Origin of the sequence: Rhodoferax potami, assembly GCF_032193805.1 — a bacterium.
Lineage (GTDB): Bacteria > Pseudomonadota > Gammaproteobacteria > Burkholderiales > Burkholderiaceae_C > Allorhodoferax > Allorhodoferax potami_A.
In genome coordinates this window covers 3,146,472-3,172,004 of record NZ_JAVBIK010000001.1, presented here as the reverse complement: position 1 = coordinate 3,172,004, position 25,533 = coordinate 3,146,472, and the positions used below count along the sequence as shown (strand labels likewise).

General features: G+C 56.9%; 24 protein-coding genes, 1 other RNA gene and 2 pseudogenes. 16 read left to right on the top strand and 11 right to left on the bottom strand.

Annotation, left to right across the window (positions count from 1 at the left end; translation table 11 throughout):
- Genes rfbG through RAE19_RS15260 form a run of 3 tightly spaced genes read right to left on the bottom strand, consistent with a single transcriptional unit; the run spans position 1 to position 2,862 of the window.
- The gene (gene rfbG / locus RAE19_RS15270; RefSeq protein ID WP_313875691.1) at positions 1-1,086 is read right to left on the bottom strand and encodes a CDP-glucose 4,6-dehydratase; all 1,086 of its coding nucleotides are present in this window, start codon (positions 1,084-1,086) and stop codon (positions 1-3) included.
- Positions 1,068-1,841: a glucose-1-phosphate cytidylyltransferase gene (gene rfbF, locus RAE19_RS15265; protein WP_313875690.1), complete on the bottom strand. Its 774-nt coding sequence runs from the start codon at positions 1,839-1,841 to the stop codon at positions 1,068-1,070. The genes rfbG and rfbF overlap by 19 nt, the downstream gene beginning before the upstream one ends.
- Positions 1,842-1,857: 16 nt before the next feature.
- On the bottom strand, positions 1,858-2,862 hold the full coding sequence (locus tag RAE19_RS15260; RefSeq protein ID WP_313875689.1) for an FAD-binding oxidoreductase: 1,005 nt from the start codon (positions 2,860-2,862) through the stop codon (positions 1,858-1,860).
- 8 nt (positions 2,863-2,870) lie between these two features.
- Between RAE19_RS15260 and RAE19_RS15255 the strand changes: the two genes are divergently transcribed.
- Positions 2,871-3,077, top strand: a complete 207-nt coding sequence (locus RAE19_RS15255) for a hypothetical protein (RefSeq protein ID WP_313875688.1) — start codon at positions 2,871-2,873, stop codon at positions 3,075-3,077.
- Positions 3,078-3,102: 25 nt separating this feature from the next.
- On the opposite strand, the gene RAE19_RS15250 is transcribed toward RAE19_RS15255, so the two are convergent.
- From RAE19_RS15250 to ompA, 5 genes are all read right to left on the bottom strand, one after another.
- Positions 3,103-3,477 (bottom strand): MarR family EPS-associated transcriptional regulator, encoded by a 375-nt coding sequence (locus RAE19_RS15250; protein WP_313875687.1) that lies wholly within the window; start codon positions 3,475-3,477, stop codon positions 3,103-3,105.
- Between the two features lie 283 nt (positions 3,478-3,760).
- Positions 3,761-4,137, bottom strand: a transfer-messenger RNA (tmRNA) gene (gene ssrA / locus RAE19_RS15245).
- 12 nt (positions 4,138-4,149) lie between these two features.
- Positions 4,150-4,830, bottom strand: coding sequence for a phosphoglycolate phosphatase (gph, locus tag RAE19_RS15240; protein WP_313875686.1), 681 nt, complete (start codon positions 4,828-4,830; stop codon positions 4,150-4,152).
- The gene (gene ubiG / locus RAE19_RS15235; protein WP_313875685.1) at positions 4,827-5,540 is read right to left on the bottom strand and encodes a bifunctional 2-polyprenyl-6-hydroxyphenol methylase/3-demethylubiquinol 3-O-methyltransferase UbiG; all 714 of its coding nucleotides are present in this window, start codon (positions 5,538-5,540) and stop codon (positions 4,827-4,829) included. Before ubiG ends, gph begins: the two co-directional genes overlap by 4 nt.
- Positions 5,541-5,609: 69 nt before the next feature.
- Entirely contained in the window at positions 5,610-6,260 is a 651-nt protein-coding gene (ompA, locus tag RAE19_RS15230; protein WP_313875684.1) for an outer membrane protein OmpA, read from the bottom strand.
- Between the two features lie 237 nt (positions 6,261-6,497).
- On the opposite strand from ompA, the gene gyrA reads away from it, so the two are divergent.
- The 15 genes and pseudogenes from gyrA (at position 6,498) to RAE19_RS15155 (ending at position 23,352) form a co-directional block, all read left to right on the top strand.
- Positions 6,498-9,164 (top strand): DNA gyrase subunit A, encoded by a 2,667-nt coding sequence (gene gyrA, locus RAE19_RS15225; protein WP_313875683.1) that lies wholly within the window; start codon positions 6,498-6,500, stop codon positions 9,162-9,164.
- Between the two features lie 69 nt (positions 9,165-9,233).
- Positions 9,234-10,358, top strand: coding sequence for a 3-phosphoserine/phosphohydroxythreonine transaminase (gene serC / locus RAE19_RS15220; RefSeq protein WP_313875682.1), 1,125 nt, complete (start codon positions 9,234-9,236; stop codon positions 10,356-10,358).
- Positions 10,359-10,366: 8 nt separating this feature from the next.
- Complete coding sequence (gene pheA / locus RAE19_RS15215; RefSeq protein ID WP_313875681.1) at positions 10,367-11,449, top strand: prephenate dehydratase; 1,083 nt, start codon at positions 10,367-10,369, stop codon at positions 11,447-11,449.
- Between the two features lie 21 nt (positions 11,450-11,470).
- Positions 11,471-12,347 (top strand): annotated as a pseudogene (locus RAE19_RS15210) (prephenate dehydrogenase).
- Complete coding sequence (locus RAE19_RS15205; RefSeq protein WP_313875680.1) at positions 12,347-14,344, top strand: bifunctional 3-phosphoshikimate 1-carboxyvinyltransferase/cytidylate kinase; 1,998 nt, start codon at positions 12,347-12,349, stop codon at positions 14,342-14,344. Before RAE19_RS15210 ends, RAE19_RS15205 begins: the two are co-directional and overlap by 1 nt.
- 92 nt (positions 14,345-14,436) lie before the next feature.
- Positions 14,437-16,137: pseudogene (rpsA, locus tag RAE19_RS15200) on the top strand (30S ribosomal protein S1); the annotation flags it as partial.
- An 82-nt stretch (positions 16,138-16,219) separates the two neighbouring features.
- Positions 16,220-16,531, top strand: coding sequence for an integration host factor subunit beta (locus RAE19_RS15195; protein WP_313875679.1), 312 nt, complete (start codon positions 16,220-16,222; stop codon positions 16,529-16,531).
- A gap of 28 nt (positions 16,532-16,559) precedes the next feature.
- Positions 16,560-16,874, top strand: coding sequence for a LapA family protein (locus RAE19_RS15190; protein WP_313875678.1), 315 nt, complete (start codon positions 16,560-16,562; stop codon positions 16,872-16,874).
- Positions 16,864-18,021: a lipopolysaccharide assembly protein LapB gene (lapB, locus tag RAE19_RS15185; RefSeq protein WP_313875677.1), complete on the top strand. Its 1,158-nt coding sequence runs from the start codon at positions 16,864-16,866 to the stop codon at positions 18,019-18,021. The genes RAE19_RS15190 and lapB overlap by 11 nt, the downstream gene beginning before the upstream one ends.
- Positions 18,022-18,031: 10 nt before the next feature.
- On the top strand, positions 18,032-18,955 hold the full coding sequence (rfaE1, locus tag RAE19_RS15180; protein ID WP_428984008.1) for a D-glycero-beta-D-manno-heptose-7-phosphate kinase: 924 nt from the start codon (positions 18,032-18,034) through the stop codon (positions 18,953-18,955).
- Positions 18,952-19,974, top strand: coding sequence for an ADP-glyceromanno-heptose 6-epimerase (gene rfaD, locus RAE19_RS15175; protein WP_313875675.1), 1,023 nt, complete (start codon positions 18,952-18,954; stop codon positions 19,972-19,974). The genes rfaE1 and rfaD overlap by 4 nt, the downstream gene beginning before the upstream one ends.
- Before the next feature lie 20 nt (positions 19,975-19,994).
- A complete protein-coding gene (locus RAE19_RS15170) occupies positions 19,995-20,303 on the top strand; it encodes a ComEA family DNA-binding protein (RefSeq protein WP_313875674.1) in 309 nt (102 codons plus the stop codon).
- Complete coding sequence (gene crcB / locus RAE19_RS15165; RefSeq protein ID WP_313875673.1) at positions 20,303-20,698, top strand: fluoride efflux transporter CrcB; 396 nt, start codon at positions 20,303-20,305, stop codon at positions 20,696-20,698. Before RAE19_RS15170 ends, crcB begins: the two co-directional genes overlap by 1 nt.
- Positions 20,699-20,928: 230 nt before the next feature.
- Positions 20,929-21,531: a TRAP transporter small permease subunit gene (locus RAE19_RS15160; RefSeq protein ID WP_313875672.1), complete on the top strand. Its 603-nt coding sequence runs from the start codon at positions 20,929-20,931 to the stop codon at positions 21,529-21,531.
- Complete coding sequence (locus RAE19_RS15155; RefSeq protein WP_313875671.1) at positions 21,532-23,352, top strand: TRAP transporter large permease; 1,821 nt, start codon at positions 21,532-21,534, stop codon at positions 23,350-23,352. It abuts the gene before it with no gap.
- A gap of 220 nt (positions 23,353-23,572) precedes the next feature.
- Here the strand turns inward: RAE19_RS15155 and RAE19_RS15150 are convergent, their stop codons facing one another.
- From RAE19_RS15150 to RAE19_RS15140, 3 genes are read right to left on the bottom strand one after another with little or no spacing between them, the layout of a single operon-like run.
- Positions 23,573-24,118 (bottom strand): universal stress protein, encoded by a 546-nt coding sequence (locus RAE19_RS15150; RefSeq protein ID WP_313875670.1) that lies wholly within the window; start codon positions 24,116-24,118, stop codon positions 23,573-23,575.
- A gap of 8 nt (positions 24,119-24,126) precedes the next feature.
- Positions 24,127-24,630 (bottom strand): chloride channel protein, encoded by a 504-nt coding sequence (locus tag RAE19_RS15145; protein WP_313875669.1) that lies wholly within the window; start codon positions 24,628-24,630, stop codon positions 24,127-24,129.
- Positions 24,620-25,459: a chloride channel protein gene (locus tag RAE19_RS15140; protein ID WP_313875668.1), complete on the bottom strand. Its 840-nt coding sequence runs from the start codon at positions 25,457-25,459 to the stop codon at positions 24,620-24,622. The genes RAE19_RS15145 and RAE19_RS15140 overlap by 11 nt, the downstream gene beginning before the upstream one ends.
- Positions 25,460-25,533 lie beyond the last annotated feature (74 nt).

Below are 25,533 nucleotides of genomic sequence, written 5' to 3'. Positions count from 1 at the left end.
TCAAGATCCATATTGGTTGATTTGATTCAGGCAAATGGCGCGCATGTCATCGCCTTTTATCCAGGCTCTATGCCATTCCGTAATGTGTTTTAAAGCTACATCCAACGACCAGCGGGGTGACCACTGAAGACGCTGTCGTGCCTTAGAAATATCCAGCTTCAAAAAGCTGGCCTCATGAGGATGCTCGCCAGGCTGCAAGGTCCAAGATGCACCATCGCCCCAGTGTTCGCAAAAGTTATCAACGATCCATTGTACCGGGCGTGCATCCTCGTCACGCGGGCCAAAGTTCCAGCCTTCTGCATCAAGTTGACCATGCAAAAACAAACGCTCTGCCAATAGAAGGTAGCCCGACAATGGCTCCAGCACATGCTGCCATGGTCGAATAGCATGCGGATTTCGGATGTGCACCGGCACACGTTTTTCCAGAGCACGCAGTATGTCGGGAACAAGTCGATCGAGCGCCCAATCGCCGCCACCGATCACATTCCCCGCGCGGGCAGTGGCCATCGCAATGCCAGCATCTTGCAGAAAAGATTTGCGGTAGGCCGAACTAACCAACTCAACGCAGCCCTTGCTACTGGAGTACGGATCGTGACCTCCCATGGACTCATCTTCACGATAGCCCCAAACCCACTCGCGGTTTTCATAGCACTTGTCGGTGGTAATGTTGACTATTGCCTTTACCGAACCTACATGACGAGCTGCCTCAAGAACATGAACCGTGCCCATAACGTTAGTTGAATATGTTTCGACAGGTTCACTGTAAGACAACCTCACCAGTGGTTGCGCCGCCATGTGAATAACGATTTGTGGTTGAAACTCGTCCATTTGAGCCTTCACAGCGGCAAAGTCTCGGATGTCTGTGATCCGATGCTCCATGCCCTCTGCGACACGGGCGACTGTAAATAAGGCAGGCTCAGTGGGCGGCTGCAGAGCGATTCCACGCAGCGTGGCGCCTAAAGATTGCAGCCACAAACTCAACCAGCTACCTTTGAAGCCGGTATGACCGGTCAAGAGCACACGCTTGCCACGCCAAAAGTCTTGGTTGGATTTGTCGATCATGTAGCTCACTCCCATTTTTTCCATGGAGCCACTCCACCTGCCCAAAGTTTCTCAAGCGTGTTCTTGTCGTGCAAGGTATCCATGGGTTGCCAAAAGCCGTAGTGTGGATGCGCCATAAGCTCCCCGTTTTGGGCTAGTTGCATCAATGGCTCCTGCTCCCAAATGGTGTCGTCGTCTTTGAGATAAGAAAGCACTTTGGGACTCAAAACAAAAAATCCGCCATTGATGAACGCCCCATCGCCGCGGGGCTTTTCTTTAAAGCTTTTTACTTGCCCATTTTGGATATCAAGTGCGCCAAAACGCCCCGGTGGGTAGGTCGCAGTGAGTGTGGCTGCCTTGCCGTGGCTTAGATGAAAGGCGATGGCAGCACCGATGTCGTTGTCCCCCACTCCATCGCCATAGGTAAGGCAGAATGCTTCTTCATCTTTCACGTATTCCGAGACCCGGCGGAGTCGTCCACCGGTCATTGTGTTGTCGCCCGTGTCGACTAAGGTGACCTTCCAATGCTCCGCGCGCTTTTGATGAACTTCCATTTGGTTTGCCCTCATATCGAATGTGATATCCGACATATGAAGGAAATAATTTGCAAAGTATTCTTTAATCAAATACCCCTTATAGCCACAACAAATGATGAATTCATTCACCCCATAATATGAATACATCTTCATAATGTGCCATAGGATGGGTCTACCACCAATTTCAACCATCGGCTTTGGACGAGTTGATGTCTCTTCACTAAGACGTGTGCCAAGACCGCCTGCAAAAATGACTGCTTTCACGTGCTCTCCTTTTTCATTAGGCAAGAGTGCTTGAACACACAAATGCGTCAGAGTAAAAATACTGGCTAGGTAAACCCGCTGCCGTTAAGGTGGATTTTGCGCAATCAATCATGGCGTCAGACCCGCACGCATAGACGATGCCATTGCGCAAATCGGACATGTGACGTAGTAGCGCGTCCTGTACATATCCCCGTTCACCTTGCCATGCGGCTGCAGCCCGAGACAAAACCGGTATGTACTTTTTAATGTTTGGCAAAGCTTCAACATCAAAGTACAAATCATGCTCATGACGAGCACCCCATATTACCGTAATCGATTGAGGGTGTTGATCCACTTTAAAGCTTGGCAAGGCTTCAAGCATTGCCTTGACTGGAGCTATTCCAGTTCCAGTAGCCAAAAAAATTAAATCACGCTTCGCGATGTTTCGGAGAAAGAAAGTACCCTGCGGACCATGGAGGCGTAGCAAATCGTTTACTGCAGCTTGATTGAACCAATACTGACTCATGACCCCGCCAGCCACTGCTCGAATATGTATTTCCAACAAATTGTCAACCCTTGGTGCGTTGGCTATAGAGTAGCTGCGACGTATGCCGCCAGGACCAATAATATTTATATATTGACCAGGAAGAAAATCAACACCCCCCTTTGGGGGTAGACGAAGAACCACTTTGATCACATCGGGCGCGAGCTTGTCCAAACTATTAATACGACATGCCAGCGTTCTAGCTTCAGGGACGATAGCATCCCCAAAGTCTTCTACCTCAAGGTCTATATCTGTTGTGGCAATCCGGACACAACTCAGAATCCAACCCTTAGACTTCTCTATCTCAGACAAACCGATCTCTGCGATCAATGCTTTTGTCTGCCCAGCTACCACCCTGCATTTGCAAGCACTGCATCGACCTGTTTTACAGCTGTATGGGAGAGCAATTTGGCTTAGGAAGGCCGAATCAAGAATGCTCGATTCACCGGATGTTTGGAAGCTTCTACCTGAGCTTAGCTTTACAATTGCCATGTTCATTTACTGCAGTGAGCATCCTCAAACGCAGTTATATTCCCCTCATCACAAAAGTAGCTCGGCTGCCACTGGACAATTTTGAGGCGGATGATGTCGAAACCTACAAGCAGCAAAGTATATTTTTGAAGAAATCTTCTTTTTTCGACCAAGCACAAAAAAAATCTCCAGAGGCCGACAAAAGAAAGCGACGAAAAACAAAAGTGCAAACCACCAAATGAAATTAAAGATACTGTTAATGCCAAGTTATTTGATTTCATTGCTCTTTGCCCCCAACCCATCTAATTTCTCAAACTCAGATTTCAAAGCTTCAATTTCAGCCTTCAACGCTTCATGTTCATCCATCTTTCGCAGCAAGAACCGCTGAGTTATGGCAGCTTTTTCTGCTATACCATTTGGAGTGAGCACATAAATATATCCAAACTTATTCTTTGAATTGGTGAAACTTTTCATTTTCACCAAGCCTTTCTCGACGAGCGCTTTTAGACAGTAATTAAGCCCACCAACACTTATTCCCACAGTCTTCGCTAGTTCGCGCTGCGTGATGTCAGGATTATCTTGAAGCAAATGTAACACTCTAAAATAGGTGTCTTCCTGCAGTTTGGCTTGGCGGCTAATCATGAAACTGACGAACTGTACAACGCTCTGAGGTTCTGATAAATTTTACGCGCGAAAATATTTACCAACACAATGCGCGCTGACAACACTCGCGCCATCGAATAAATCTTTGTTCTAAGTTGAACATTCTAGTCAAAACTAGTCTACTCAATTCGACTCGCCATAAAAATATCTTGGCAGGGCTCCGCAAATAGAGCGCTTTGTACTACGCTGCACTGTAAGTGCTTGATTTCCCAAAGAAAAAGGCCACTAACTATCTCTAGCTAGCGGCCTTTGTCAGAGGTGATGGTGGAGCTGGGGGGATTTGAACCCCCGTCCACAAGCCTTCTTCGAACAGTTCTACATGTGTAGCCATCTGATTTGAATCTCGCACCTTACATCGCGCAGTGGCACGCTATGCAAGACGCCAGTAACCTATTGTCTTGACCTGCCCTAAGTTACCCAAGGCGAGTCCAGCCGAATGAAATTAGCCCACAGCCTGGACAGCTTGCGCCACCCTTGCCCAGCCTATCGGCTTGCTGTTGTGAGCCTCACGCGCAATTAAGCGGCGAGTGCGAAACGTTCGTCGTTTGCAGTTAGTTTGTTTGAGTCTGTTTTACGAGCGCACTCAGCTCGACATGCCCTGCTGCGCGTCCGAACCCGTGTCGAAACCAGTGCAGCCCCTCAACATCTATTTTAGGCGGTTGTGAGAGATTTCAAGAGCTCTAGGGGTGATTTAATTTCAAAGTCTGCGCCCCATTTGCCTGTGTCGGCCTGAGCTCCCAAATAGCCATAGCATGCAGCAACAGAGAACATTCCAGCCGCGCGGGCAGCTTGGATGTCGCGCTCATCATCGCCTACATAAATGCAATCAGCAGGAGTTAGCCCAAGGCGCCGGGCAGCTTCTAACAATGGCTCAGGGTGCGGTTTGGCATGCGGTGTAGTGTCCCCACTGATCACCACTGAAGCGGCGGAGAACAAAGGCAACTGGGCGACGAGTGGCTCGGTAAATCGCTTGGACTTGTTGGTCACCACACCCCACAAGCACCCAGCAGCACTGATTTGCTCAAGCAATGCCTGAACCTCGGCGAACACATAGGTGCGCGCAGTCATGCTTTTCTCGTAGTTTTGGAAAAACTCCTCACGCATTTCCGCAAAATCAGGCGCTTCCGGCGTCATGCCAAATGCTACTTGCAGCATGCCACGGGCACCGGCACCCGCCATGGGGCGATAGGCCTCATCAGGCAACGATGCAAGGCCACGATCCGTGCGCATCTTGTCAGCTGCGGCACCCAAATCCGGAGCGCTGTCGATGAGCGTCCCATCCAAGTCAAAGAGAACTGCCTTGATGTTGCCGCGCGATGTACTCAAGATCATTCGAAGGGCCTTTGAGTAGCGAACAAATAGTTGACCTGCGTGCTGTTATTCAATGAATATTTGCCGGTGATGGGGTTATACCCAAGACCCTTGGTGGCTTTTAGGTCCAAACCGGCTGCCTGGCAAAAGTGCGCCAGCTCGCTAGGGCGAATCATTTTGGCGTACTCGTGGGTTCCTTTTGGCAGAAGCTTGAGTACATACTCAGCCCCCACAATCGCCTGAATGAACGACATAGGATTACGGTTCAAGGTCGAGAAGAATACCCACCCACCCGGTTTGACCATCTGTGCGCACGACATCACTACCGAGGCCGGGTCAGGCACGTGCTCCAACATTTCCATACAGGTCACAACATCAAATGCCGCAGGAGCTTCGATGGCGAGCGTTTCTGCGCTGACCTCGCGGTAAGTCACCCCGGTAGTTTCAGCTTCCATCGCATGGAGCTGAGCGACACGCAGGGCTTTGGTCGACAGGTCGATGCCCAACACTTCAGCACCTTGACGGGCAGCAGCATCAGCCAGTATTCCACCGCCACAACCAATGTCTACCAGGCGATTGTTCGCCAAGGGCACAAAACTCTGGATCCACCCCAAACGCAGGGGATTGATTTGATGGAGCGGCTTGAACTCGCTCTCCAAATCCCACCAACGATGGGCGAGCTCTGAAAATTTAGCCAGTTCGGCGGGGTCGGCGTTGATAGTGGATGTCATGGCGTGATTATGTAGGGGCAAGAAAAAACCCGCCGGAGCGGGTTTTTTCTAATCGTTCAGAAGAACTGATTATTGTGCGCGAGTGCCAACCACTTCGATTTCCACGCGGCGGTTCTTGGAACGGCCTTCTTTGGTCTTGTTGTCAGCAACAGGTTGCTTCTCGCCCTTGCCTTCTGTGTAAACACGGTTCTTTTCGATGCCCTTGGACACCAAGTAAGCCTTCACAGCTTCAGAACGCGCAACAGACAACTTTTGGTTGTAGCCGTCAGCGCCGGTAGCGTCAGTGTGACCCACAGCAATGATGACTTCCAAGTTGATAGCCTTGACTTTAGACACGAGGTCGTCCAGCTTAGCCTTGCCTTCAGCCTTCAACACAGATTTGTCGAAGTCAAAGAATGCGTCTGCAGCGTAGGTAACTTTGCTTGCAGCGGCGACTGGAGCTGCTGCGGGTGCAGGAGCTGCTGCGGGTGCAGGAGCGGCAACGGGAGCGGGAGCTGCTGCGGGTGCAGGTGCTGCAACAGGAGCTGGAGCAACGATTGCACCGTCGCAACCAGCTGCAGCGGTTGCTGGAGTCCAGCTGGCATCTCGCCAGCACTGGCCGTCAACGTTCTTCCAAACGTCGCCAGCGGCGCTACGCCAGTTGTGAATTTCTTGTGCGCCAGCGGCGGAAGCCAACACAGCGGTAGCGATCAGGGCTGCAACTTTATTCAATTGTTTCATAGAACCTTCCTTATATAGGCAGTAACTGCAGCGAGCTGCGATTGATTGGTGACGCCCCAAGGCCTTTAGCGCCGAAGACGTTGGTCTGATTGTGCCATACCGTGGGGAACCAGATAAATGCTCTTGCCAACTAGTTCCGGTATTCACAAACGTTGACGGAAGCTGTTGCAATCGTGCTACACCCGTGCGGCCGTAGAATCCAAGGTTGTCCTCGACATTGATAGACAGATACCAACCATGACCCAGTTCGCCAAAGAAACACTGCCCATCAGTCTTGAAGAGGAAATGCGCCGCAGCTACCTCGACTACGCCATGAGCGTGATCGTGGGTCGGGCACTGCCCGATGCACGGGACGGCTTAAAGCCCGTGCACCGCCGTGTGCTCTATGCGATGCATGAGCTCAACAACGATTGGAACCGTGCCTACAAGAAGTCGGCACGTATTGTGGGCGACGTCATCGGTAAGTACCACCCGCACGGCGACCAATCGGTGTACGACACCATCGTTCGCATGGCGCAAGACTTTTCGATGCGCCACATGCTGGTGGATGGCCAAGGTAACTTCGGCTCCGTGGACGGCGACAGTGCGGCGGCCATGCGATACACCGAAATCCGTTTGGCGAAAATCGCCCACGAGTTGCTGGCCGATCTGGATAAAGAAACAGTCGACTTCGGCCCTAACTACGACGGCTCCGAATCAGAACCACTGGTGATGCCCACCCGCATCCCCAACCTGCTAGTCAACGGCTCGGGCGGTATTGCGGTGGGTATGGCCACCAACATCCCTCCGCACAACCTGAACGAGGTGGTGGACGCGTGCCTGCACCTGCTGAAGAACCCGGAAGCCTCCATTGACGAGCTGATGGACATCATTCCGGCACCTGACTTCCCGACCGCCGGCATCATTTACGGCATTCAAGGTGTGAAAGACGGTTATCGCACGGGCCGCGGCCGTGTGGTTATGCGCGCACGTTGCCACTTCGAAGACATCGACAAAGGCCAGCGTCAAGCCATCATCGTGGACGAGCTGCCCTACCAGGTCAACAAAAAGACCTTGCAAGAGCGCATGGCAGAACTGGTGCACGAGAAGAAGATCGAGGGCATCAGCCACATCCAAGACGAGTCCGACAAGTCCGGCATGCGCTTGGTCATCGAACTCAAGCGCGGCGAAGTGCCTGAAGTGGTGCTCAACAATCTGTACAAGCAAACCCAGCTGCAAGACACCTTCGGCATCAACATGGTCGCGCTAGTCAATGGCCAGCCAAAGCTGTGCAACCTCAAAGACTTGATTGAAGTCTTCCTGGATCACCGCCGTGAAGTGGTGACCCGCCGCACTGTCTTCAATCTGCGCAAGGCCCGCGAGCGTGGCCACGTGCTAGAAGGCTTGGCGGTGGCGCTGGCCAACATCGACGACTTCATCCGCATCATCCGTGAATCGCCCACCCCACCGGTGGCGAAACTGGAGCTGATGAACCGTCCATGGGACAGCAAGCTGGTGCGCGAAATGTTGACGCGCACCCGTGCCGACGGTGGCGTGGTGAATGCGGATGACTACCGCCCCGAAGGCCTGGAAAAAGAATTTGGCATGGGCAACGACGGCCTATACCGCCTATCTGAAACGCAAGCGCAAGAAATTCTGCAAATGCGCCTGCAACGCCTGACCGGGCTGGAGCAAGACAAGATCGTCGCAGAGTACAAAGACGTGATGGCAGAGATCGAAGACCTGCTGGACATCCTGGCCAAGCCAGCCCGTGTGGCAGTGATCATCGGTGAAGAGCTGGGTCATGTGAAACAGGAATTCGGCCAGACAAAGATCGGCGCGCGCCGCAGCCTGGTCGAGCACTCTTCGTTCGACCTGTCTACCGAAGATCTGATCACGCCCACCGACATGGTGGTCACGATGAGCCACAGCGGCTACATCAAGAGCCAGCCCCTGCACGAATACCGCGCCCAGAAGCGTGGCGGCCGCGGCAAGCAGGCCACCGCCACCAAAGAAGACGACTGGGTGGACCAGCTCTTCGTGGCTAACACGCACGACTACATCCTGTGCTTCTCGAACCGCGGCCGCTTGTATTGGCTCAAAGTCTGGGAAGTGCCACAGGGCTCGCGCGGTTCGCGCGGCCGCCCTATCGTGAACATGTTCCCCTTGCAAGAAGGCGAAAAAATCACAGTTGTGCTGGCACTCACCGGCGAGAAACGCACCTTCCCGGCCGACCAATATGTGTTCATGTCCACCCGCATGGGCACAGTCAAGAAGACGGCGCTGGACGAATTCAGCAACCCGCGCAAGGCCGGCATCATCGCCGTGGACCTGGATGAAGGCGACTTCCTGATCGGCGCCGCGCTGACCGACGGCAAGCACGATGTGATGTTGTTCAGCGACGGCGGCAAGGCCGTGCGCTTTGACGAAAACGATGTGCGCCCCATGGGTCGTAACGCCCGCGGTGTGCGCGGCATGATGCTCGACGACGGCCAAAGCGTGATCGCCATGCTCGTCGCTGAAGACGAGCAGCAAAGTGTGTTGACTGCCACCGAAAACGGCTACGGCAAGCGCACCAACATCACCGAATACACCCGTCACGGCCGCGGCACCAAGGGCATGATTGCGATTCAGCAGTCCGAGCGCAACGGTAAGGTCGTAGCGGCAACGTTGGTACACGCCGACGACGAAATCATGCTGATTACGGACAAGGGCGTGCTGGTGCGCACCCGGGTCAGCGAGATCCGCGAAATGGGTCGTGCGACCCAGGGCGTGACCCTGATTGGACTGGACGAAGGCTCCAAACTGAGCGGCCTGCAACGCATCGTGGAAAACGACGCCAACCCATCGGATGCTCCTGACGTAGCAGAGGGCGCGGAAGATGCAGCTGACGGTACAGACGGAGACGCACCCGCCGCCGAGTAACTATCATTTTGATAGCTACCTACGCACGTTCTATAAGCGCTAGAGCACGATTTGATTGATAAGCCACTGATGCAACGCCCTTACAACTTTTCGGCCGGACCGGCCGCCATGCCGGCTGAAGTGCTGGAACAAGCCGCCGCCGAAATGCTGAATTGGCCCGATAGCCAAGGCCGTTTGAGCGGCATGGGCGTCATGGAAATGAGCCACCGCGGCAAAGAGTTCCAGAGCATTTACGAAGCTGCTGAAGCGGATCTGCGCGAGTTGTTGGCGGTGCCGGCCAACTTCAAGATCCTGTTCATGCAAGGTGGTGGATTGGCCGAAAACGCGATCGTGCCGCTGAATTTGAGCGGGCTGCGCGCCGGCAATGGCCAAGGCGCTGCCGACTTTGTGTTAACCGGCAGTTGGAGCGAAAAATCATTCAAGGAATCCGGCAAGTACTGCAGCAACCACATCGCGGCCAGCAGCAAGGCAGATGGTTTTACCGCCATCCCTCCTGCCGCAAGCTGGGAGTTGCGGGATAACGCCAGCTATGTGCACATCTGCAGCAACGAAACCATCCACGGCATCGAATTCCAGAGCCTGCCCGATCTGAAGGCACTCGGCTCCCAAGCCGAACTGGTGATTGACTTCTCTTCCCATGTCGCATCGCGTCCGGTGGACTGGAGCCGCGTGGGTCTGGCGTTTGGGGGAGCCCAAAAGAACCTCGGTCCCGCCGGCCTCACCCTGGTGGTGGTGCGCGAAGACCTGCTGGGCCATGCCTTGTCGATCTGCCCCAGCGCGTTTGACTACAAAACCGTGGCGGACAACGGCTCGATGTACAACACCCCGCCCACCTATTCGATCTACATCGCCGGATTGGTATTTAAATGGCTCAAGCGCCAAGGGGGCGTGGCCGCCATGGAAGCCCGCAACATCGCCAAAGCCGAATTGCTGTACGGCGCGATTGACGCGACCGGCTTCTACATGAACGGCGTGGCGCGTAATGCGCGGTCCCGCATGAACGTGCCCTTCTTTTTGCGCAACGAGAGCCTGAACGATGCCTTCCTGGCAGGCGCCAAAGAGGCCGGCCTTTTGCAACTCAAGGGGCACAAGTCGGTCGGTGGCATGCGTGCCAGCATTTACAACGCGATTCCGCTCGAGGGTGTGCAGGCACTCGTCCAGTACATGCAAGAGTTTGAACGCACCCACGGCTGAGGCGCACCATGGCACGAACACTCCCCGAACTCCGCGTCTTGATCGACGCCCTGGACATCGAACTCCTCACCCTGCTGAACCGCCGTGCGGCCTTGGCCAACGAGGTGGGCGAAGTCAAAAAGGTGGAAGGCTCTGCGGTGTTCCGCCCTGAGCGCGAAGCCCAGGTCATTCAGACCCTGCAATCCGCCAACGACGGCGCGCTCAAGAACAGCAGCGTCGCGGTGATCTGGCGTGAAATCATGTCGGCCTGCCGGGCGCTGGAAGCACCGCAGCGCGTGGCCTACTTGGGCCCCAAAGGCACGTTCAGTGAAGAAGCCGCCTTGCGCTTTTTTGGCTCCAGCATTACCCACGTACCCTGCGCTAATTTTGACGAGGTGTTTCACGCCGCCACCGCAGGTTCTGCCGAGTTTGGCGTGGTGCCGGTGGAAAACAGCACCGAAGGCGTCGTGACCCGCTCGCTGGATCTGCTGCTGAACTCGCCGCTGCACATCGTAGGCGAAATCAGCCTGCTAGTGCGCCACCACCTGCTGCGTACCACTGCCTCGCTGGAGGGTATTGAAGTGGTGCTCGCGCACCCGCAAGCCTTAGCCCAATGCCAGCAGTGGCTCAGCACCCACTTGCCCCATGCGGAACGCCGCGCGGTGTCGAGCAATGCCGAGGGCGCACGCCTGGCTGCCACCAACCCCGCTTGGGCGGGCATCGCGAGTGAACGGGCAGGCTCCGAATTCGGCCTGCACACCGCAGCACACGCTATCCAAGACGAAGCATTCAACCGCACGCGCTTTGTGGTGGTGTGCCTGCCCAGCGTGTTGCCCGCGCCGCAGGCCTCCGGCAAAGACTGCACCAGCTTGGTAGTTTCGGTACCCAACAAGCCGGGCGCAGTGCACGACATGTTGGTGCCGCTCAAGCAGCATGGTGTGTCCATGACCCGGTTCGAGTCTCGTCCGGCCCGCAGCGGCCAGTGGGAGTATTACTTCTACATTGATTTGCAGGGTCACCCATCGCAGCCGCATGTGACGGCTGCGCTGAAAGACCTTGCCGGACTTTGCGCTTTTTACAAGGTGCTGGGCACCTACCCCTTGGCAGACTGAGTCGACTGCAGGACACCATTTATGTTTGAACAACTCGGTCTGATTGGTTGCGGTTTGATGGGCGGCTCGTTCGCCCTGGCGTTGAAGCGGGCCGGACTCGTCAAACGCGTGGTGGGCTACAGCAAATCCCCCTCCACCACCGAACGTGCGCGCCAGTTGGGCGTGATCGACATCGAAGCGCCCTCGGCTCTGCTGGCCGTGTCCGGTGCCGACATTGTGCTGATTGCGGTCCCCGTATCGGCGACTGAGTCGACCTTCAAGGCCATCAAGCACCTAGTCACCCCCAACATGCTGATCATGGATGTGGGTTCCACAAAACGAGATGTGATCGATGCCGGCCGCCGAGGCTTGCGCGAGCACATCGGCTCGTTTGTGCCAGGCCCACCCGATTGCCGGCAAAGAGCTCTCCGGTGTGGAGCATGCCGACCCCGACCTGTACGCCGGCAAGCAAATCATTCTGACCCCCATCGAACGCACATTGACCACGCAACTACAAAAGGCGGTCGATGTCTGGTCTGCACTGGGGTGCAGGGTTTTGAAGATGTCCCCCGAACAGCACGACGCCGCGTTCGCCGCCGTGAGCCACCTGCCCCACCTGATTGCGTTTGCCTTGATGAACGGCATCCAAGGACAGCCGCAGGGCAAAGACTATTTATCCTTGGCCGGACCCGGCTTTCGCGACTTCACCCGCATTGCGGCCAGCGATCCCAAAATCTGGCGCGACATCATGATCTCCAACCGCGAAGAGTTGCTCGAACAAAGCAAAATCTTCCAACGCACACTCCAGGCCATGGAGCTGATGATTTCCAGCGGTAATGCCGATGCACTCGAGGGGCTGATTGAACAAGCCAGCCACACACGCGCCAACTGGACCATGGCCACCAAGCTCAACAAATAATGTTCTCTACCGTTTTCCTCGACCTGCCCCCCTTGGTCCATGCCGCCGGCGCGGTCACCCTCCCCGGCTCGAAAAGTATCTCCAATCGCGTGCTGCTGCTCGCCGCCATGAGCGAGGGCACCACCACGATTCACGACCTGCTGGACTCGGACGACACCCGCGTGATGCTGATCGCCTTGCGCACCCTCGGGTGCCTAGTGGAAGAGTCGGGCACCACAGTGCGCATCACCGGACTGGCAGGTAAGCTGCCCAATGGCTCCGCCAAACTGTTTTTGGGCAATGCCGGTACCGCCATGCGGCCATTGACCGCTGCTCTGGCAGTGGTCGCCGGCGACTTTGAACTCAGCGGTGTGCCGCGCATGCACGAGCGGCCCATTGGCGATCTGGTGGATGCACTGCGCCAACTGGGCTGCGCTATTGACTATCTGGGCAATGATGGTTTCCCACCGCTCAAGCTGGGTAAGCCTGCACTGAAGCTTGATGCACCTATCAAGGTGCGCGGTGATGTGTCCAGCCAGTTTTTGACCGCCCTCTTGATGGCCCTCCCCTTGGTGGCCACCAAAGACATCGTGATTGAGGTGGTGGGCGAGCTGATTTCCCGCCCCTATATCGAGATCACCTTGAACCTGCTGGCGCGCTTTGGCGTGCAGGTCCAACCTGACGAATGGCAGCGCTTCACCATTCCTGCAGGCGCCAAGCTGCGCTCGCCCGGAGACATCCATGTCGAAGCAGACGCCTCTAGCGCTAGCTATTTCATAGCACTAGGCGCAATATCCACGGCGGCTGACGGCCAAAATGGCATCAAGGTGCAAGGCGTCGGAGCGGACTCCATCCAGGGCGATATCCGCTTCATGGAAGCCGCCCAAGCCATGGGCGCAAAAATCGACAGCGGCCCGAATTGGCTGCATATCCAACGCGGCGCCTGGCCCCTGAAAGCCATCGACCTGGACTGCAACCACATTCCCGATGCGGCCATGACCCTCGCGGTAATGGCGCTCTATGCCGACGGCACCACCACCCTGCGCAACATTGCCAGCTGGCGTGTCAAAGAGACCGACCGCATCGCCGCCATGGCTACCGAGCTACGCAAGCTCGGCGCCAGCGTCGTCGAAGGTGCCGACTTTATTCAAGTCACCCCACCTGCGAGCTTGCAAGGCTGGAAACCCGCCAGCATCCACACCTATGACGACCACCGCGTCGCCATGTGTTTTTCACTGGCAGCATTCAATCCAGCCCGTGTGCAGCTGCGCATTGAAGACCCGAAATGCGTCGCCAAGACCTTCCCTGATTATTTTGAAACCCTGTTCTCGGTCGCGTCGTCCGCCACATCCTCCATTCCGGTGATTTGTGTCGACGGCCCCACCGCATCCGGCAAAGGCACCTTAGCTGCGGTACTGGCTGAGAAGCTGGGTTACCACTTTTTGGACTCCGGCTCCCTCTACCGAATCACTGGGTTGGCCGCCACCCGCGCGGGTATCCCCCTGGACATCGCCAACGAAGCCGCCATTGTGGCTCTGCTCAACACATTACCCATTCATTTCGAAGGCAGCCATATCTGGCTCGGCAACGAAGACGTCAGCGAGCTGATCCGCACCGAAGAAGCCGGCATGAACGCCTCCAAGGTCTCCGCGTTCCCAGCGGTACGGTCGGCACTCATTGACTTGCAGCGCAATTTCCGGCAGCTACCTGGCTTGGTGGCAGATGGCCGTGACATGGGCACCGTGATTTTCCCGGAAGCCGCTTTGAAGGTCTACCTCACCGCCAGCGCCGCATGCCGTGCGGAGCGCAGGCTTAAACAGTTGATTTCAAAGGGGATTCCCGCTACACTCGACAGTCTTCGCGCCGACCTAGAGGCTCGCGACGCACGGGACTCCTCCCGCACCGTCGCCCCTTTGAAGCCGGCACAAGATGCCTTGTTGCTTGATAACTCGGAATTGACAGTCGATACGTCTGTTCAAACCGTGCTGGACTGGTGGCAGAGCAAACAGCCTTTCTAGCCCCGGCCTGAAAAGCAAACTGGCCCCCATCGCTTTCATCGCGCGCCAGCGCACCGGTTCACACCAAGAGCGACGGGGTTCAACAACTTAACCCCGCGGTGCAAACCGCAAAACACATGTCTGAATCTTTCGCAGCCCTATTTGAAGAATCGCTACAACGCTCGGAAATGCGCACCGGTGAAGTGATCACCGCTGAAGTCGTCCGCATCGAGCACAGCTTCGTCGTTGTCAACGCCGGCCTCAAGTCTGAAGCCTACGTGCCAATCGAAGAATTCAAGAGCGACAAGGGCGAAATCGAAGTCCAAGTGGGCGACTTCGTGTCTGTGGCTATCGACTCCGTCGAAAACGGCTACGGCGACACCATCCTGTCCCGTGACAAGGCCAAGCGCCTGGCTTCCTGGATGAGCCTGGAAAAGGCCCTGGAATCCGGCGAATTCGTGACCGGTACCACTTCCGGCAAGGTCAAGGGCGGCCTGACCGTTCTGGTCAACGGCATCCGCGCATTCTTGCCCGGTTCCTTGGTCGACACACGTCCTACCAAGGACCTGTCTCCGTACGAAAACAAGACTTTGGAATTCAAGGTTATCAAGCTGGACCGCAAGCGCAACAACGTGGTGCTAAGCCGCCGCGCTGTGGTGGAAGCTTCCATGGGCGAAGAGCGCGCCAAGCTGATGCACACCCTCAAAGAAGGTTCTGTGGTGCAAGGCGTGGTCAAGAACATCACCGAATACGGTGCGTTCGTGGACCTGGGCGGTATCGACGGCCTGTTGCACATCACTGACATGGCATGGCGCCGCGTCCGTCACCCATCCGAAGTGGTGACAGCCGGTCAGGAAATCACTGCCAAGATCCTGAAGTTCGACACCGAAAAGAACCGCGTGTCTCTGGGTCTGAAGCAAATGGGCGACGACCCATGGATGGGTGTCAACCGCCGCTACCCCCAAGGTACCCGCATGTTCGGCAAGATCACCAACATCGCCGACTACGGCGCGTTTGTGGAACTCGAACCCGGTATCGAAGGTTTGGTGCACGTGTCCGAAATGGACTGGACCAACAAGAACGTTGCTCCTTCGAAGATCGTTGCCCTGGGTGACGAAGTCGAAGTCATGGTTCTGGAAATCGACGAAGACAAGCGTCGCATCTCCTTGGGCATGAAGCAGTGCAAGGCCAACCCATGGCAAGAATTTGCTCAGAACACCAAGCGCGGCGACCGCGTGAAGGGCCCGATCAAGTCCATCACCGACTTCGGCGTGTTCGTGGGTCTGGCTGCCGGTATCGACGGCCTGGTGCACCTGTCTGACCTGTCTTGGAACGAATCCGGCGAAACCGCCGTGCGCGAATTCAAGAAGGGCCAAGAAGTTGAAGCCATCGTGTTGGCCGTGGACGTGGACCGCGAGCGCATCTCCTTGGGTATCAAGCAGTTGGATTCCGATCCTTTCACCACTTTCGTGTCCGTGAACGACAAGGGCCAGACCGTTACCGGTAAGGTCAAGACCGTGGACGCCAAGGGCGCTGAAATCGATCTGGGCGACGACATCCTGGGCTACCTGCGCGCTTCCGAAATCAGCCGCGACCGCGTTGAAGACGCTCGCAACGTGCTGAAAGAAGGCGACGAAGTGACTGCTGTGGTGGTGAACGTGGATCGCAAGACCCGCAACATCCAGTTGTCCATCAAGGCCAAGGACATGGCTGACCAGAACGAAGCCATGCAATCCCTGAACCAGAACACCGGCTCCGCTGGTACCACCAGCCTGGGCGCTTTGTTGCGTGCCAAGCTGGACAACAACAACTAATCTGTTGTTGCTGACCTGATTGAACGACCGGTTGCTTCACTGCACCGGTCGTTTTTTCTTCGTATATTCTGTGTAAACCGCTATGACCCGCTCCGACCTTGTTGAAGAACTGGCCGACCGCTTCCGGCAATTGACGCACCGCGATGCTGAATTCGCCGTCAAGGCTATTCTGGATGCGATGAACGACGCATTGGTTCGAGGTCACCGCATCGAAATCCGCGGATTTGGCAGCTTCTCCATCAACCGCCGCCCGCCCCGCATGGGCCGCAATCCGCGCAGTGGCGAGAGCGTTGCCATTCCTGAAAAACGAGTCCCTCACTTCAAGCCGGGCAAGGCGCTTCGCGAAGCGGTGGATACCCGTACTGCAGAGCTGGAATCCAAGGCAAAACCCTGAGTAGAATCCCTCGACAACGAGGAGATCAATGAAACAGATCGCATGGCTCTTTAAGTGGCTACTTAAAGCGGCCATTTTTTTTACCCTGTTCGCTTTCGCCCTGAATAACCAAGGCGATGTGACCGTGTATTTTTTCTTCGGTACGCGATGGACAGCGCCCATGGTGTTAGTCGTGCTGTGTGCCTTTGCAGCCGGTTTGTTGATCGGTGTCTTGGGCATGGTGCCCCGCTGGTGGCGGCACCGCAAAGCGGCCCGCCGGGCCCGCTCTGATGCAGACTCCGCACGCGCCACGCTTGCCGCCGAATCCAATGCACTGCCTTTAGTGCCCCCGCATGGACTTTGATATTTCGCTACTGCTGATCGGCCTGCTTATTGCCTTCGTGCTGGGCTGGCTCGCTTCCCGTTTGGACTTGCGCCAATTGCGCATCGAAAACCGGCAAGCCCCCAAAGCCTATTTCAAGGGCTTGAACTTCCTGCTCAACGAGCAGCAAGACCAGGCGATTGACGCCTTCATTGAGGCGGTCCAAAGCGACCCCGACACCTCGGAACTGCACTTCGCGCTGGGCAACTTATTTCGCCGGCGGGGAGAGTATGAGCGTGCGGTGCGTGTGCACCAGCACCTGCTGTCCCGTGGCGACTTGAGCCAGGACGACCAGCATCGCGCCCAACACGCCCTGGCGCTGGACTACCTGAAAGCCGGCCTGCTGGATCGCGCGGAAGAAGCCCTGCTCAAACTCGAAGGCACCCGTTTTGAGGCGCAAGCCCGCTTGGCGCTCTTGGCCAATTACGAACGCTCGCGCGACTGGGAACACGCCGCCGGCATTGCACGCAAGCTCGAAGCGTCCGGCCAAGGCAGCTTCACCGGTCGCTTGGCGCACTACCTGTGCGAACAGGCGGCCACACTGCTCGCCCAAGGCGACGAGTCATCCGCCCGCGCACTGCTCGAGCAAGCCATTGCGAGTGCCCCGCAGGTTCCCCGCCCGCGGATGGATTTGGCAGCGCTGTGGACACGCGCAGGCCAAGCTACCAAGGCTTGCAAAACGCTCACAGAAGCTTTGTACGCAGCTCCCTCGGCCATCCCTTTGATTGCACCACTGCTGGCGCAAAGCGCTTTGGCAGCCGGCGAAGGCGAAGCCACGTTGGCACTGCTCAAAAACACTTACTTAGACGTGCCATCGCTCGATGTGCTGGACGCCATCGTGACCCTGGAAGCTAGCAGCAGCGAACTCACCCCCACCGCACGCGACTGGTATGCACGCCACCTCGAAAAAGAGCCCTCACTGGTCGCCGCCACCAAATGGATTGCTGGTGAAAAACTGGAGCGCGAAGCCTTTCACCCCCAGGTGCAACGGGCGCTAGACCACGCCGTCAAACCCCTGACCCGCTACCGCTGTGCCGCCTGCGGCTTCGAAGCCAAGGTGCACTTCTGGCAATGCCCGGGCTGCCAAGCTTGGGACAGCTACCCGGCACGGCGGGTCGAAGAGCTTTAACCCTATGAGCATGACAAAAAACAAACTCTCCGCCTCCCGCGTGCTGGTCGTTGGCGATGTGATGCTGGACCGCTATTGGTACGGCGCCGTGGATCGTATTTCCCCCGAGGCTCCGGTACCCGTGGTGCGCATCACCCATGAAGAAGAGCGCTGTGGCGGTGCCGCCAACGTGGCTTTCAATGCCGCCACCCTAGGCGCACAGGCCTCGCTGTTGACCGTTGTGGGCAATGACGAAGCCAGCCACAAGTTGGAGGCCTTGGTCGCCAAAACCGGTATCCGCACCCACTTCGGGCGGGACTCCGACCTCAAGACCACGGTCAAGCTGCGGGTCATCGGGCGCCAGCAACAACTGATCCGGCTCGATTTTGAAAACACCCCGAAAAACGAAGTCCTTGCGACCCAGACCGCGACCTTCACCCGGCTGTTGGCAGAACACGATGCGATTTTGTTCTCCGACTACGGCAAGGGCGGCCTCGCCCACGTGAGCGACATGATTGCCGGTGCCCGTGCGGCAGGCAAGCCGATTTTTATCGACCCCAAGGGCAGCGACTATTCGCGCTACCAGCAGGCAACGGTGATAACTCCCAACCGCGCGGAGTTGCAACAAGTGATCGGCGCGTGGGCCACCGAAGACGAGCTGCACACCAAAGTGCACGCCTTGCGCCAGCAACTGCAACTCGATGCCGTGTTACTCACCCGCAGCGAAGAAGGCATGACCCTGTTTGATGCCGACGGCCATCTGCATGTCAGCGCCCAAGCGCGGGAAGTGTTTGATGTCACCGGCGCAGGCGATACCGTGATCGCCACCATGGCCACCTTGGTGGGCGCAGGCATGCGCTTGCGGGACGCCGTGCCCCTTGCCAACCGGGCGGGCGGCATTGTGGTGGGTAAATTCGGCACCGCAACGGTGTCTTATGAGGAGCTTTTTGTATGACACGCATCGTGGTCACCGGCGCGGCCGGTTTCATTGGCAGCAACATCATTGCCGGTCTCAATGCCCGCGGCATGACCGACATCATTGCGGTCGACGACCTCAAGCAAGGCGACAAATTCCGCAATCTAGTCGACCTCAAGATCGCTGACTATGTCGATATGGACACCTTCTACGACGAGTTCGCTTCCGGTCACTACGGCCAGGTCGAAGCGGTGTTCCATGAAGGCGCCTGCAGCGACACCATGGAACAAGACGGCAAGTACATGATGGCCAACAACTACACGCTGTCTTGGCACCTGTTCCAAGCCTGCCAGAAGCGTGGCGCCCGGCTGTTGTATGCATCAAGTGCCGCCACTTATGGCGGCTCCGACACCTTCCGCGAAGACCCCGCCTTTGAGGCGCCGCTCAATGTGTATGGCTACTCCAAGCTGCTGTTCGACCAGCGCATGCGCCGCGAGTGTGGCGCGAATTTTGAGCGCACCAAAGCCGGCCGCACCCACCAAGTCGTGGGTTTCCGTTATTTCAACGTCTACGGCCCACGCGAGCAGCACAAGGGCCGCATGGCCAGTGTGGCCTTCCACCAATTCAACCAGTTCAACGCGGAAGGCAAGGTCAAGCTCTTCGGCGAATACGGTGGCTACCCGCAAGGCGGCCAGATGCGCGACTTTGTGTTCATTGACGATGTGGTGGCGGTCAACCTCTGGTTCTTCGACCATCCGGCCCAAAGCGGTATCTTCAACCTCGGCTCCGGCCGCGCACAACCGTTCAACGACGTAGCCAGCTCGGTGGTCAACGCCATGCGACGCCTGCGCGGCGAATCCGCATTGCCTTTGGATGACATCGCCCAGCAAGGGCTGGTGGAATACGTGCCCTTCCCGGATGCGCTACGCGGCAAATACCAGTGCTACACCCAGGCCGACCTGACCGCCCTGCGCGCGACCGGCTGCGACCACACCTTCGCCGATGTGCAAACCGGCGTGAGCCGGTATGTGGACTGGCTCGCCAGCCGCAAAGCCTGATACCCGCACTGGAGCTGCCGATGAGCCACTTGCCCACACGCTCCCGCTTCCAGCGCGGAGCGCTCAGCTTTTTGGCCGTGTTGCTGATGGGGATGACCGCAGCCCACGCACTGGAACTGAACCAAGCCACCGAGGCCCAACTCGATGGCCTGCGCGGCCTCGGCCCCAGCAGCACCGCCCGCATTTTGAAAGCCCGTGAGAGCGGCGCCTTTCAAGACTGGGGCGACTTCATGGCACGGGTCAAAGGTATCAAGCCGCCAACTGCGACCAAACTGTCCAGCCAAGGGCTGACGGTCAACGGCGCCGCTTTTACTGCGCCAGAGAAATGATGTTGTCGGTAGTCGCTATCTGTCTGGGTGCATGCACCGGTGCGCTGGCGCGCTGGCAACTGGGCCTTTGGCTGAACCCGGTTGCCACGGCGGGCACAGTGCTGCCTTGGGGCACCCTGGCTGCCAACCTGATCGGCGGGTATTTGATCGGCATCTGTGTGGCCGTCTTTCAAGCCATGCCACAGCTGGACCCGGCCTGGCGCCTGGCGCTCGTCACCGGTTTTTTGGGGGCACTCACCACCTTCTCCAGCTTCTCTGCAGAGGTGGTGGCCATGCTCGGCCAACAGCGCTACCTGCTCGCCTTGGGCACAGCTGCGATTCACCTGCTGGGCTCTTTGGCCTTGACACTGGCCGGCCTCCGTACCGCTACATTTTTTATAGCTACCCGCGCATGATTTTCGGGAGCTACAGCTGCTTTTGATTAAAAAAGACGGCGCTGGCACAAGCGCTCCGCCAGCCCCATCCAGTGCCTGGCCAGCACTGCGACCCCATCGTTTACCCCTAGCCTGTCTGTCAGGGTTTGTTCAGCCGCAAAAGGGGGGGTAAGGCTTAGACTCCGTAGGTTCTTGATACGCGCCTGTGCTTGCCCGCGCACGGCATTGGGATAACTACAAACGGAGACACCATGGCACCCCTGCTCTCACTGTCCAGGCTGATCGATATGGTCAGCACCTGGGTCGGCAAACTCACCATGTGGCTGATTCTGGCCACAACCTTGATCAGCGCTGGCAATGCGCTGGTCCGCAAGTTCTTCAACGTCAGCTCCAACGGTTTGCTGGAAATCCAGTGGTACCTGTTTGCTGCTGTGTTCATGTTGGGCGCAGGCTATGGCTTGTTGAAGAACTCGCATGTCCGTATCGACTTCATCTCCACCAAACTGAGTGACCGCACCCGCAACTGGGTCGATGTGGGCGGCATCCTGTTGGTTCTGTTCCCCTTCTGCGCCATCAGCATCTCGCTCGGCTGGCCGTTTTTTATGCAAGCCTTGGCGAGCGGTGAAATGTCGCAAAACGCCGGTGGTCTGATCCGCTGGCCCGCCTATGTGTTGATTCCGCTGGGCTTTGCGCTGCTGATGCTGCAGGGTGTGTCGGAACTGATCAAGCGTCTCGCCTTCCTCACCGGCAACGGCCCCGATGTCTTGAGCAGCGAAGACTCCAAATCTGACGACCAGAAGAAGCTCGAAGAGCTCGAAGCCCAAACCGCCAAGCTGTTGGCTGGAGACAAATAAATGCAAACCACGCTCTTGGCACAACAGTTTGTGCCCCTGATGTTTATCACGCTGTTCATCGTTCTGTTGACCGGCTTTCCTGTGGCCTTCGGCCTGGCCGCTACCGGCTTGGCACTGGGCTTTGTGGGTATTGAGGCCGGCATTTTCCCGGCCGCCTTGTTCCAGGCCTTGCCGCTGCGTATCTTCGGCATCATGCAGAACGACACCTTGCTGGCGATTCCGTTTTTCACCTTCATGGGGATTATTCTGGAACGCTCCGGCATGGCAGAAGACCTGCTGGAAACCGTAGGCCAGGTGTTCGGCCCCGTGCGCGGTGGCGTGGCGATTGCCGTGATTCTGGTGGGCGCCTTGTTGGCTGCTACCACCGGTGTGGTGGCTGCTGCTGTGATTTCCATGGGCTTGATTTCTTTGCCCGTGATGCTGCGCTACGGCTACAGCCGCACGATTGCGACCGGTACCATCACCGCCTCGGGCACTTTGGCCCAAGCGATTCCACCGTCACTGGTGTTGATCGTGCTGGCCGACCAGTTGGGCCGCTCGGTGGGCGACATGTACTCCGGCGCTTTGATTCCCGGTTTGCTGCTGGTGGGCTTGTACATTTCCTTCATTGTTGCCGTGGCGATCTTCAAGCCGGCCATGGTACCCGCATTGCCTCCTGAGGCCCTGCTGTACAAAGAAGACAACGGCGCCTCCGGCCACAAGTCTTTGCTGGCCCTGGTGCTGGTGTGTGCGGGTGTGGGTTACGCATGGGCGCAAGTGCATGACGGCCTGCTGACCAAGTGGCTCGAGCGTGCAACCCCTTCTGCCGGCGATGAAATCGTCATCCTGTCGTTGACCTTGGCTTCTTTGACCGGCTTGGCATTGGCCATCATCAACCGTGTTAGCAAGTTGGGCCTGTTGTCCAAACTGGCAGAGCAGGTCACCTTTGTGTTGATGCCACCGCTGATCCTGATCTTCTTGGTGCTGGGCACGATCTTCTTGGGCGTTGCTACTCCGACAGAGGGTGGCGCGATGGGTGCGTTGGGCGCATTGATTCTGGCTTTCGGCAAGAAGCGCCTCGACACCCCGCTGTTGAAGCAAGCGCTGGAAAACACCGCCAAGCTCGCATCGTTCGTGTTGTTCATTTTGATCGGCTCGACCGTTTTCAGCTTCACCTTCAACGCAGCCGACGGTCACATCTGGGTCGAGCACTTGTTTGACAAGATTCCAGGCGGCGCTTGGGGCTTCCTGGTGGTGGTGAACATTCTGGTGTTCATCTTGGGCTGTTTCATCGACTTCTTTGAAATCGCCTTCATCGTGATCCCCTTGCTGGCACCTGTGGCCGAGAAGATCTTGCCCGGCTTGGTGCCCGGCATGACACCTGACCAGGCCATGATCTGGTTTGGTGTGATCATCGCGATGAACCTGCAGACCTCGTTCCTCACGCCACCGTTCGGCTTTGCGTTGTTCTACTTGCGCAGCGTCGCCGCCAAGTTCGACTACAAAGACCGGGTCACCGGCAAGCTGATTCCCTCGGTCAAAACCATCGAGATCTACAAAGGCTCGATCGCCTTCATCATCTTGCAGTTGATCATGGTGGTGGCAGTGATTGCATTCCCGACCTTGGTTACCGGTGGTATCGAGAAAGCCGAGTCACTGAGCGCTGACCAGATCATGGAACAGCTCGATGCCCCGAAAGCGGAAGAGGCAGCAGACCCATTGGCCGGCATGGACACCGGTGCCAAGGATGCACCGGCAGCACCTGCTGCTGATGCGGCTGCGGAAGAAGATCCGATGAAAGCACTCGAGGATGCTGCCAAGGACGCTGCGAAGAAGCCGTAACGCGCCCTGAAACACAGACTCCAAGGCCGGAGCAGCGCACGCTGCTCCGGCCTTTTTTATGGGCGCGAAGCCAGTATTACTAAGTCGCACCCGTGGAGTTTCCCCTACCAAGAAACCTCGCAGTTAGAAGCTGCTTGGCTCCGGCTCAACCCACGCAATGGGACCCATAGCGGCACAGACAAAACGACTTGGGCACACCTGTCTTCAGGGGCTGTCGCGTTCAATCATTGGGCTCGTCATAGTCGCGCGTACCCGTCTCACGAGCGGGTGGGCGACCATTGGAAAAGCGGCGCAGAGAGCTGGCATGTGTCGTGCGCAAAGGGCGATCCTTACAAACCAGCACTGGCACAGTGGACTTCGAAATGAGTCCGGGGACTATGTTGCCATTAAGCAAGCGCAGCACGGCATTGTTGTCCTCATTGCCCACCACAATTAAGTCGCAATGCCGTTTCTCAGCTGCATCTGCTACTGCATGAGCAATATCGCCCGCCACTGAAGTCGCACGGTGGCTATGGACGCCACATCTCTCGGCCCATGCACTTGCCGCGGCTAATAAGCGTGAGGTTTCTATGGCGGACTTCGCTTGCAGGGTTTCTTCCGGAAAGTTGGCCACCGGAAGCAAGTCCACGGCTGGGTAGTCGTAGTGGGGTAGCACCCCGAAGAAAAAAATGTCGGCACGATGGGCTTGAGCCATTTCAATGGCTTGGTCAATGGCGGATTGGGAAACCGGTCTGGCGTCCACGACAGCAAGGATTTTTCGGACCATGGAGAACCTCAGGCTTTAGGCAGGCGTGTGAGTTGTAGCTCTGCCAACGATGCATACAAAGGGGCACTAATCAAGCGCGACACAGCACTGGCAAAAAGGGCACTGGCCATCAGGCTCAGCACCAGCGCATGACCATCCACCATTTCCATAACGATGATGAACGCAGTGAGAGGCGCTTGGGTCACAGCAGCCAAAAAAGCAGCCATTCCCAAGGCAATGAGGGTGGGTGGGTTGGCATACGAAGTCCATTGCGCGAAGTCACCTCCAAGGGCACCTCCAATGGCCAACGATGGCGCAAAAATACCACCGGGAACACCCGCCCATGCGGTGAGCCAAGTCGTGACAAACTTCAGAAGCACATATAGAGCGTTTGTGTCGCCACTATTTTCTAAAGCAGCTTTGGTATGCGCGTATCCACTGCCAAAGGTATCCCCTGCCGTCACCACACCAATCACGGCAACACTAAACCCACACGCCGCTGCAAAAGCCACTGGCCGCGCCTTACGCTGCATGGTGAACCAGTCCAGGGAATTGCCGGCTGAAGGACACTACGAGCAAGCGCGCAAACAAGCCCCCAAGAAGACCACATGCCAGCGACACCATAACGCCTGGCAGCAACGCGCTCCAGCCGAACCCATCGATTCTGATGACACCAAAGTAACTGCCGTTACCGTAGGCCGATATCCCCATCAACCCGGCTAGCACGATCGCTGCAATGGTCAGTCCGTGGTTGCGATGCTCAGGTTTACGTGTCAACTCTTCAATGGCAAACATCACTCCACCCAAAGGAGTGTTGAATGCGGCGGCAATGCCAGCTGCTCCTCCCGCAACAAGAAGGCTATGTTCGCTGATCTGCGAACGCTTTGGCAGCCAACGACGAACGCTATGCATGACGCCCGCGGCTATTTGTACTGAGGGGCCTTCGCGGCCAAGAGACAAACCCGCCAGGAGGCCCCACGCGGTAAGCACCATTTTGGCTAAGGCGAGTCTCAATGAAACAAAAAGGCCGCGAGTGCTGCCGGAGACTTCCGGGTCTTGGGCAGCCATAACCTGCGGAATACCCGAGCCAGCTGCACCCGGGAAATAGCGCCTTGTGATCCAAACGATAGCTGCGGCGCACAGTGGGGTCCAAACCAGCGGCGCCCACCAGAAGCCACTCTGCGCTTTGAAGAATATTGCAAGCGCGTGTTCAGTGAGCCACGTAAAGCAGACTACGGTGAGTCCAGCTAACGCTGCGAATGAGATAAAAAGCGCACGTCCTCTCCACAGGTGGGCATCGTACAGTTCATTTTTGAAAGAAGAGTAAATGTGAGGGTGCTGCCGCATTGGGGGGTCATCCATGTGATCACTGGGGCAATTATACATTGGTACAAATGTATTTGTTATATTTGCACAAATGTATTTAATGCAACAAC

What these genes read in the sequence shown, in the direction of transcription:
- rfbG (WP_313875691.1), bottom strand. Translation starts at nt 1,086, where the DNA reads ATGGAAAAAATGGGAGTGAGCTACATGATCGACAAATCCAACCAAGAC.
- pheA (WP_313875681.1), top strand. Translation starts at nt 10,367, where the DNA reads ATGGCACGAACACTCCCCGAACTCCGCGTCTTGATCGACGCCCTGGAC.
- RAE19_RS15260 (WP_313875689.1), bottom strand. Translation starts at nt 2,862, where the DNA reads ATGAACATGGCAATTGTAAAGCTAAGCTCAGGTAGAAGCTTCCAAACA.
- RAE19_RS15150 (WP_313875670.1), bottom strand. Translation starts at nt 24,118, where the DNA reads ATGGTCCGAAAAATCCTTGCTGTCGTGGACGCCAGACCGGTTTCCCAA.
- RAE19_RS15160 (WP_313875672.1), top strand. Translation starts at nt 20,929, where the DNA reads ATGGCACCCCTGCTCTCACTGTCCAGGCTGATCGATATGGTCAGCACC.
- serC (WP_313875682.1), top strand. Translation starts at nt 9,234, where the DNA reads ATGCAACGCCCTTACAACTTTTCGGCCGGACCGGCCGCCATGCCGGCT.
- lapB (WP_313875677.1), top strand. Translation starts at nt 16,864, where the DNA reads ATGGACTTTGATATTTCGCTACTGCTGATCGGCCTGCTTATTGCCTTC.
- RAE19_RS15250 (WP_313875687.1), bottom strand. Translation starts at nt 3,477, where the DNA reads ATGATTAGCCGCCAAGCCAAACTGCAGGAAGACACCTATTTTAGAGTG.
- rfaE1 (WP_428984008.1), top strand. Translation starts at nt 18,032, where the DNA reads ATGACAAAAAACAAACTCTCCGCCTCCCGCGTGCTGGTCGTTGGCGAT.
- ubiG (WP_313875685.1), bottom strand. Translation starts at nt 5,540, where the DNA reads ATGACATCCACTATCAACGCCGACCCCGCCGAACTGGCTAAATTTTCA.
- RAE19_RS15190 (WP_313875678.1), top strand. Translation starts at nt 16,560, where the DNA reads ATGAAACAGATCGCATGGCTCTTTAAGTGGCTACTTAAAGCGGCCATT.
- RAE19_RS15205 (WP_313875680.1), top strand. Translation starts at nt 12,347, where the DNA reads ATGTTCTCTACCGTTTTCCTCGACCTGCCCCCCTTGGTCCATGCCGCC.
- gyrA (WP_313875683.1), top strand. Translation starts at nt 6,498, where the DNA reads ATGACCCAGTTCGCCAAAGAAACACTGCCCATCAGTCTTGAAGAGGAA.
- rfaD (WP_313875675.1), top strand. Translation starts at nt 18,952, where the DNA reads ATGACACGCATCGTGGTCACCGGCGCGGCCGGTTTCATTGGCAGCAAC.
- ompA (WP_313875684.1), bottom strand. Translation starts at nt 6,260, where the DNA reads ATGAAACAATTGAATAAAGTTGCAGCCCTGATCGCTACCGCTGTGTTG.
- crcB (WP_313875673.1), top strand. Translation starts at nt 20,303, where the DNA reads ATGTTGTCGGTAGTCGCTATCTGTCTGGGTGCATGCACCGGTGCGCTG.
- RAE19_RS15195 (WP_313875679.1), top strand. Translation starts at nt 16,220, where the DNA reads ATGACCCGCTCCGACCTTGTTGAAGAACTGGCCGACCGCTTCCGGCAA.
- RAE19_RS15145 (WP_313875669.1), bottom strand. Translation starts at nt 24,630, where the DNA reads ATGCAGCGTAAGGCGCGGCCAGTGGCTTTTGCAGCGGCGTGTGGGTTT.
- gph (WP_313875686.1), bottom strand. Translation starts at nt 4,830, where the DNA reads ATGATCTTGAGTACATCGCGCGGCAACATCAAGGCAGTTCTCTTTGAC.
- RAE19_RS15170 (WP_313875674.1), top strand. Translation starts at nt 19,995, where the DNA reads ATGAGCCACTTGCCCACACGCTCCCGCTTCCAGCGCGGAGCGCTCAGC.
- RAE19_RS15140 (WP_313875668.1), bottom strand. Translation starts at nt 25,459, where the DNA reads ATGGATGACCCCCCAATGCGGCAGCACCCTCACATTTACTCTTCTTTC.
- RAE19_RS15155 (WP_313875671.1), top strand. Translation starts at nt 21,532, where the DNA reads ATGCAAACCACGCTCTTGGCACAACAGTTTGTGCCCCTGATGTTTATC.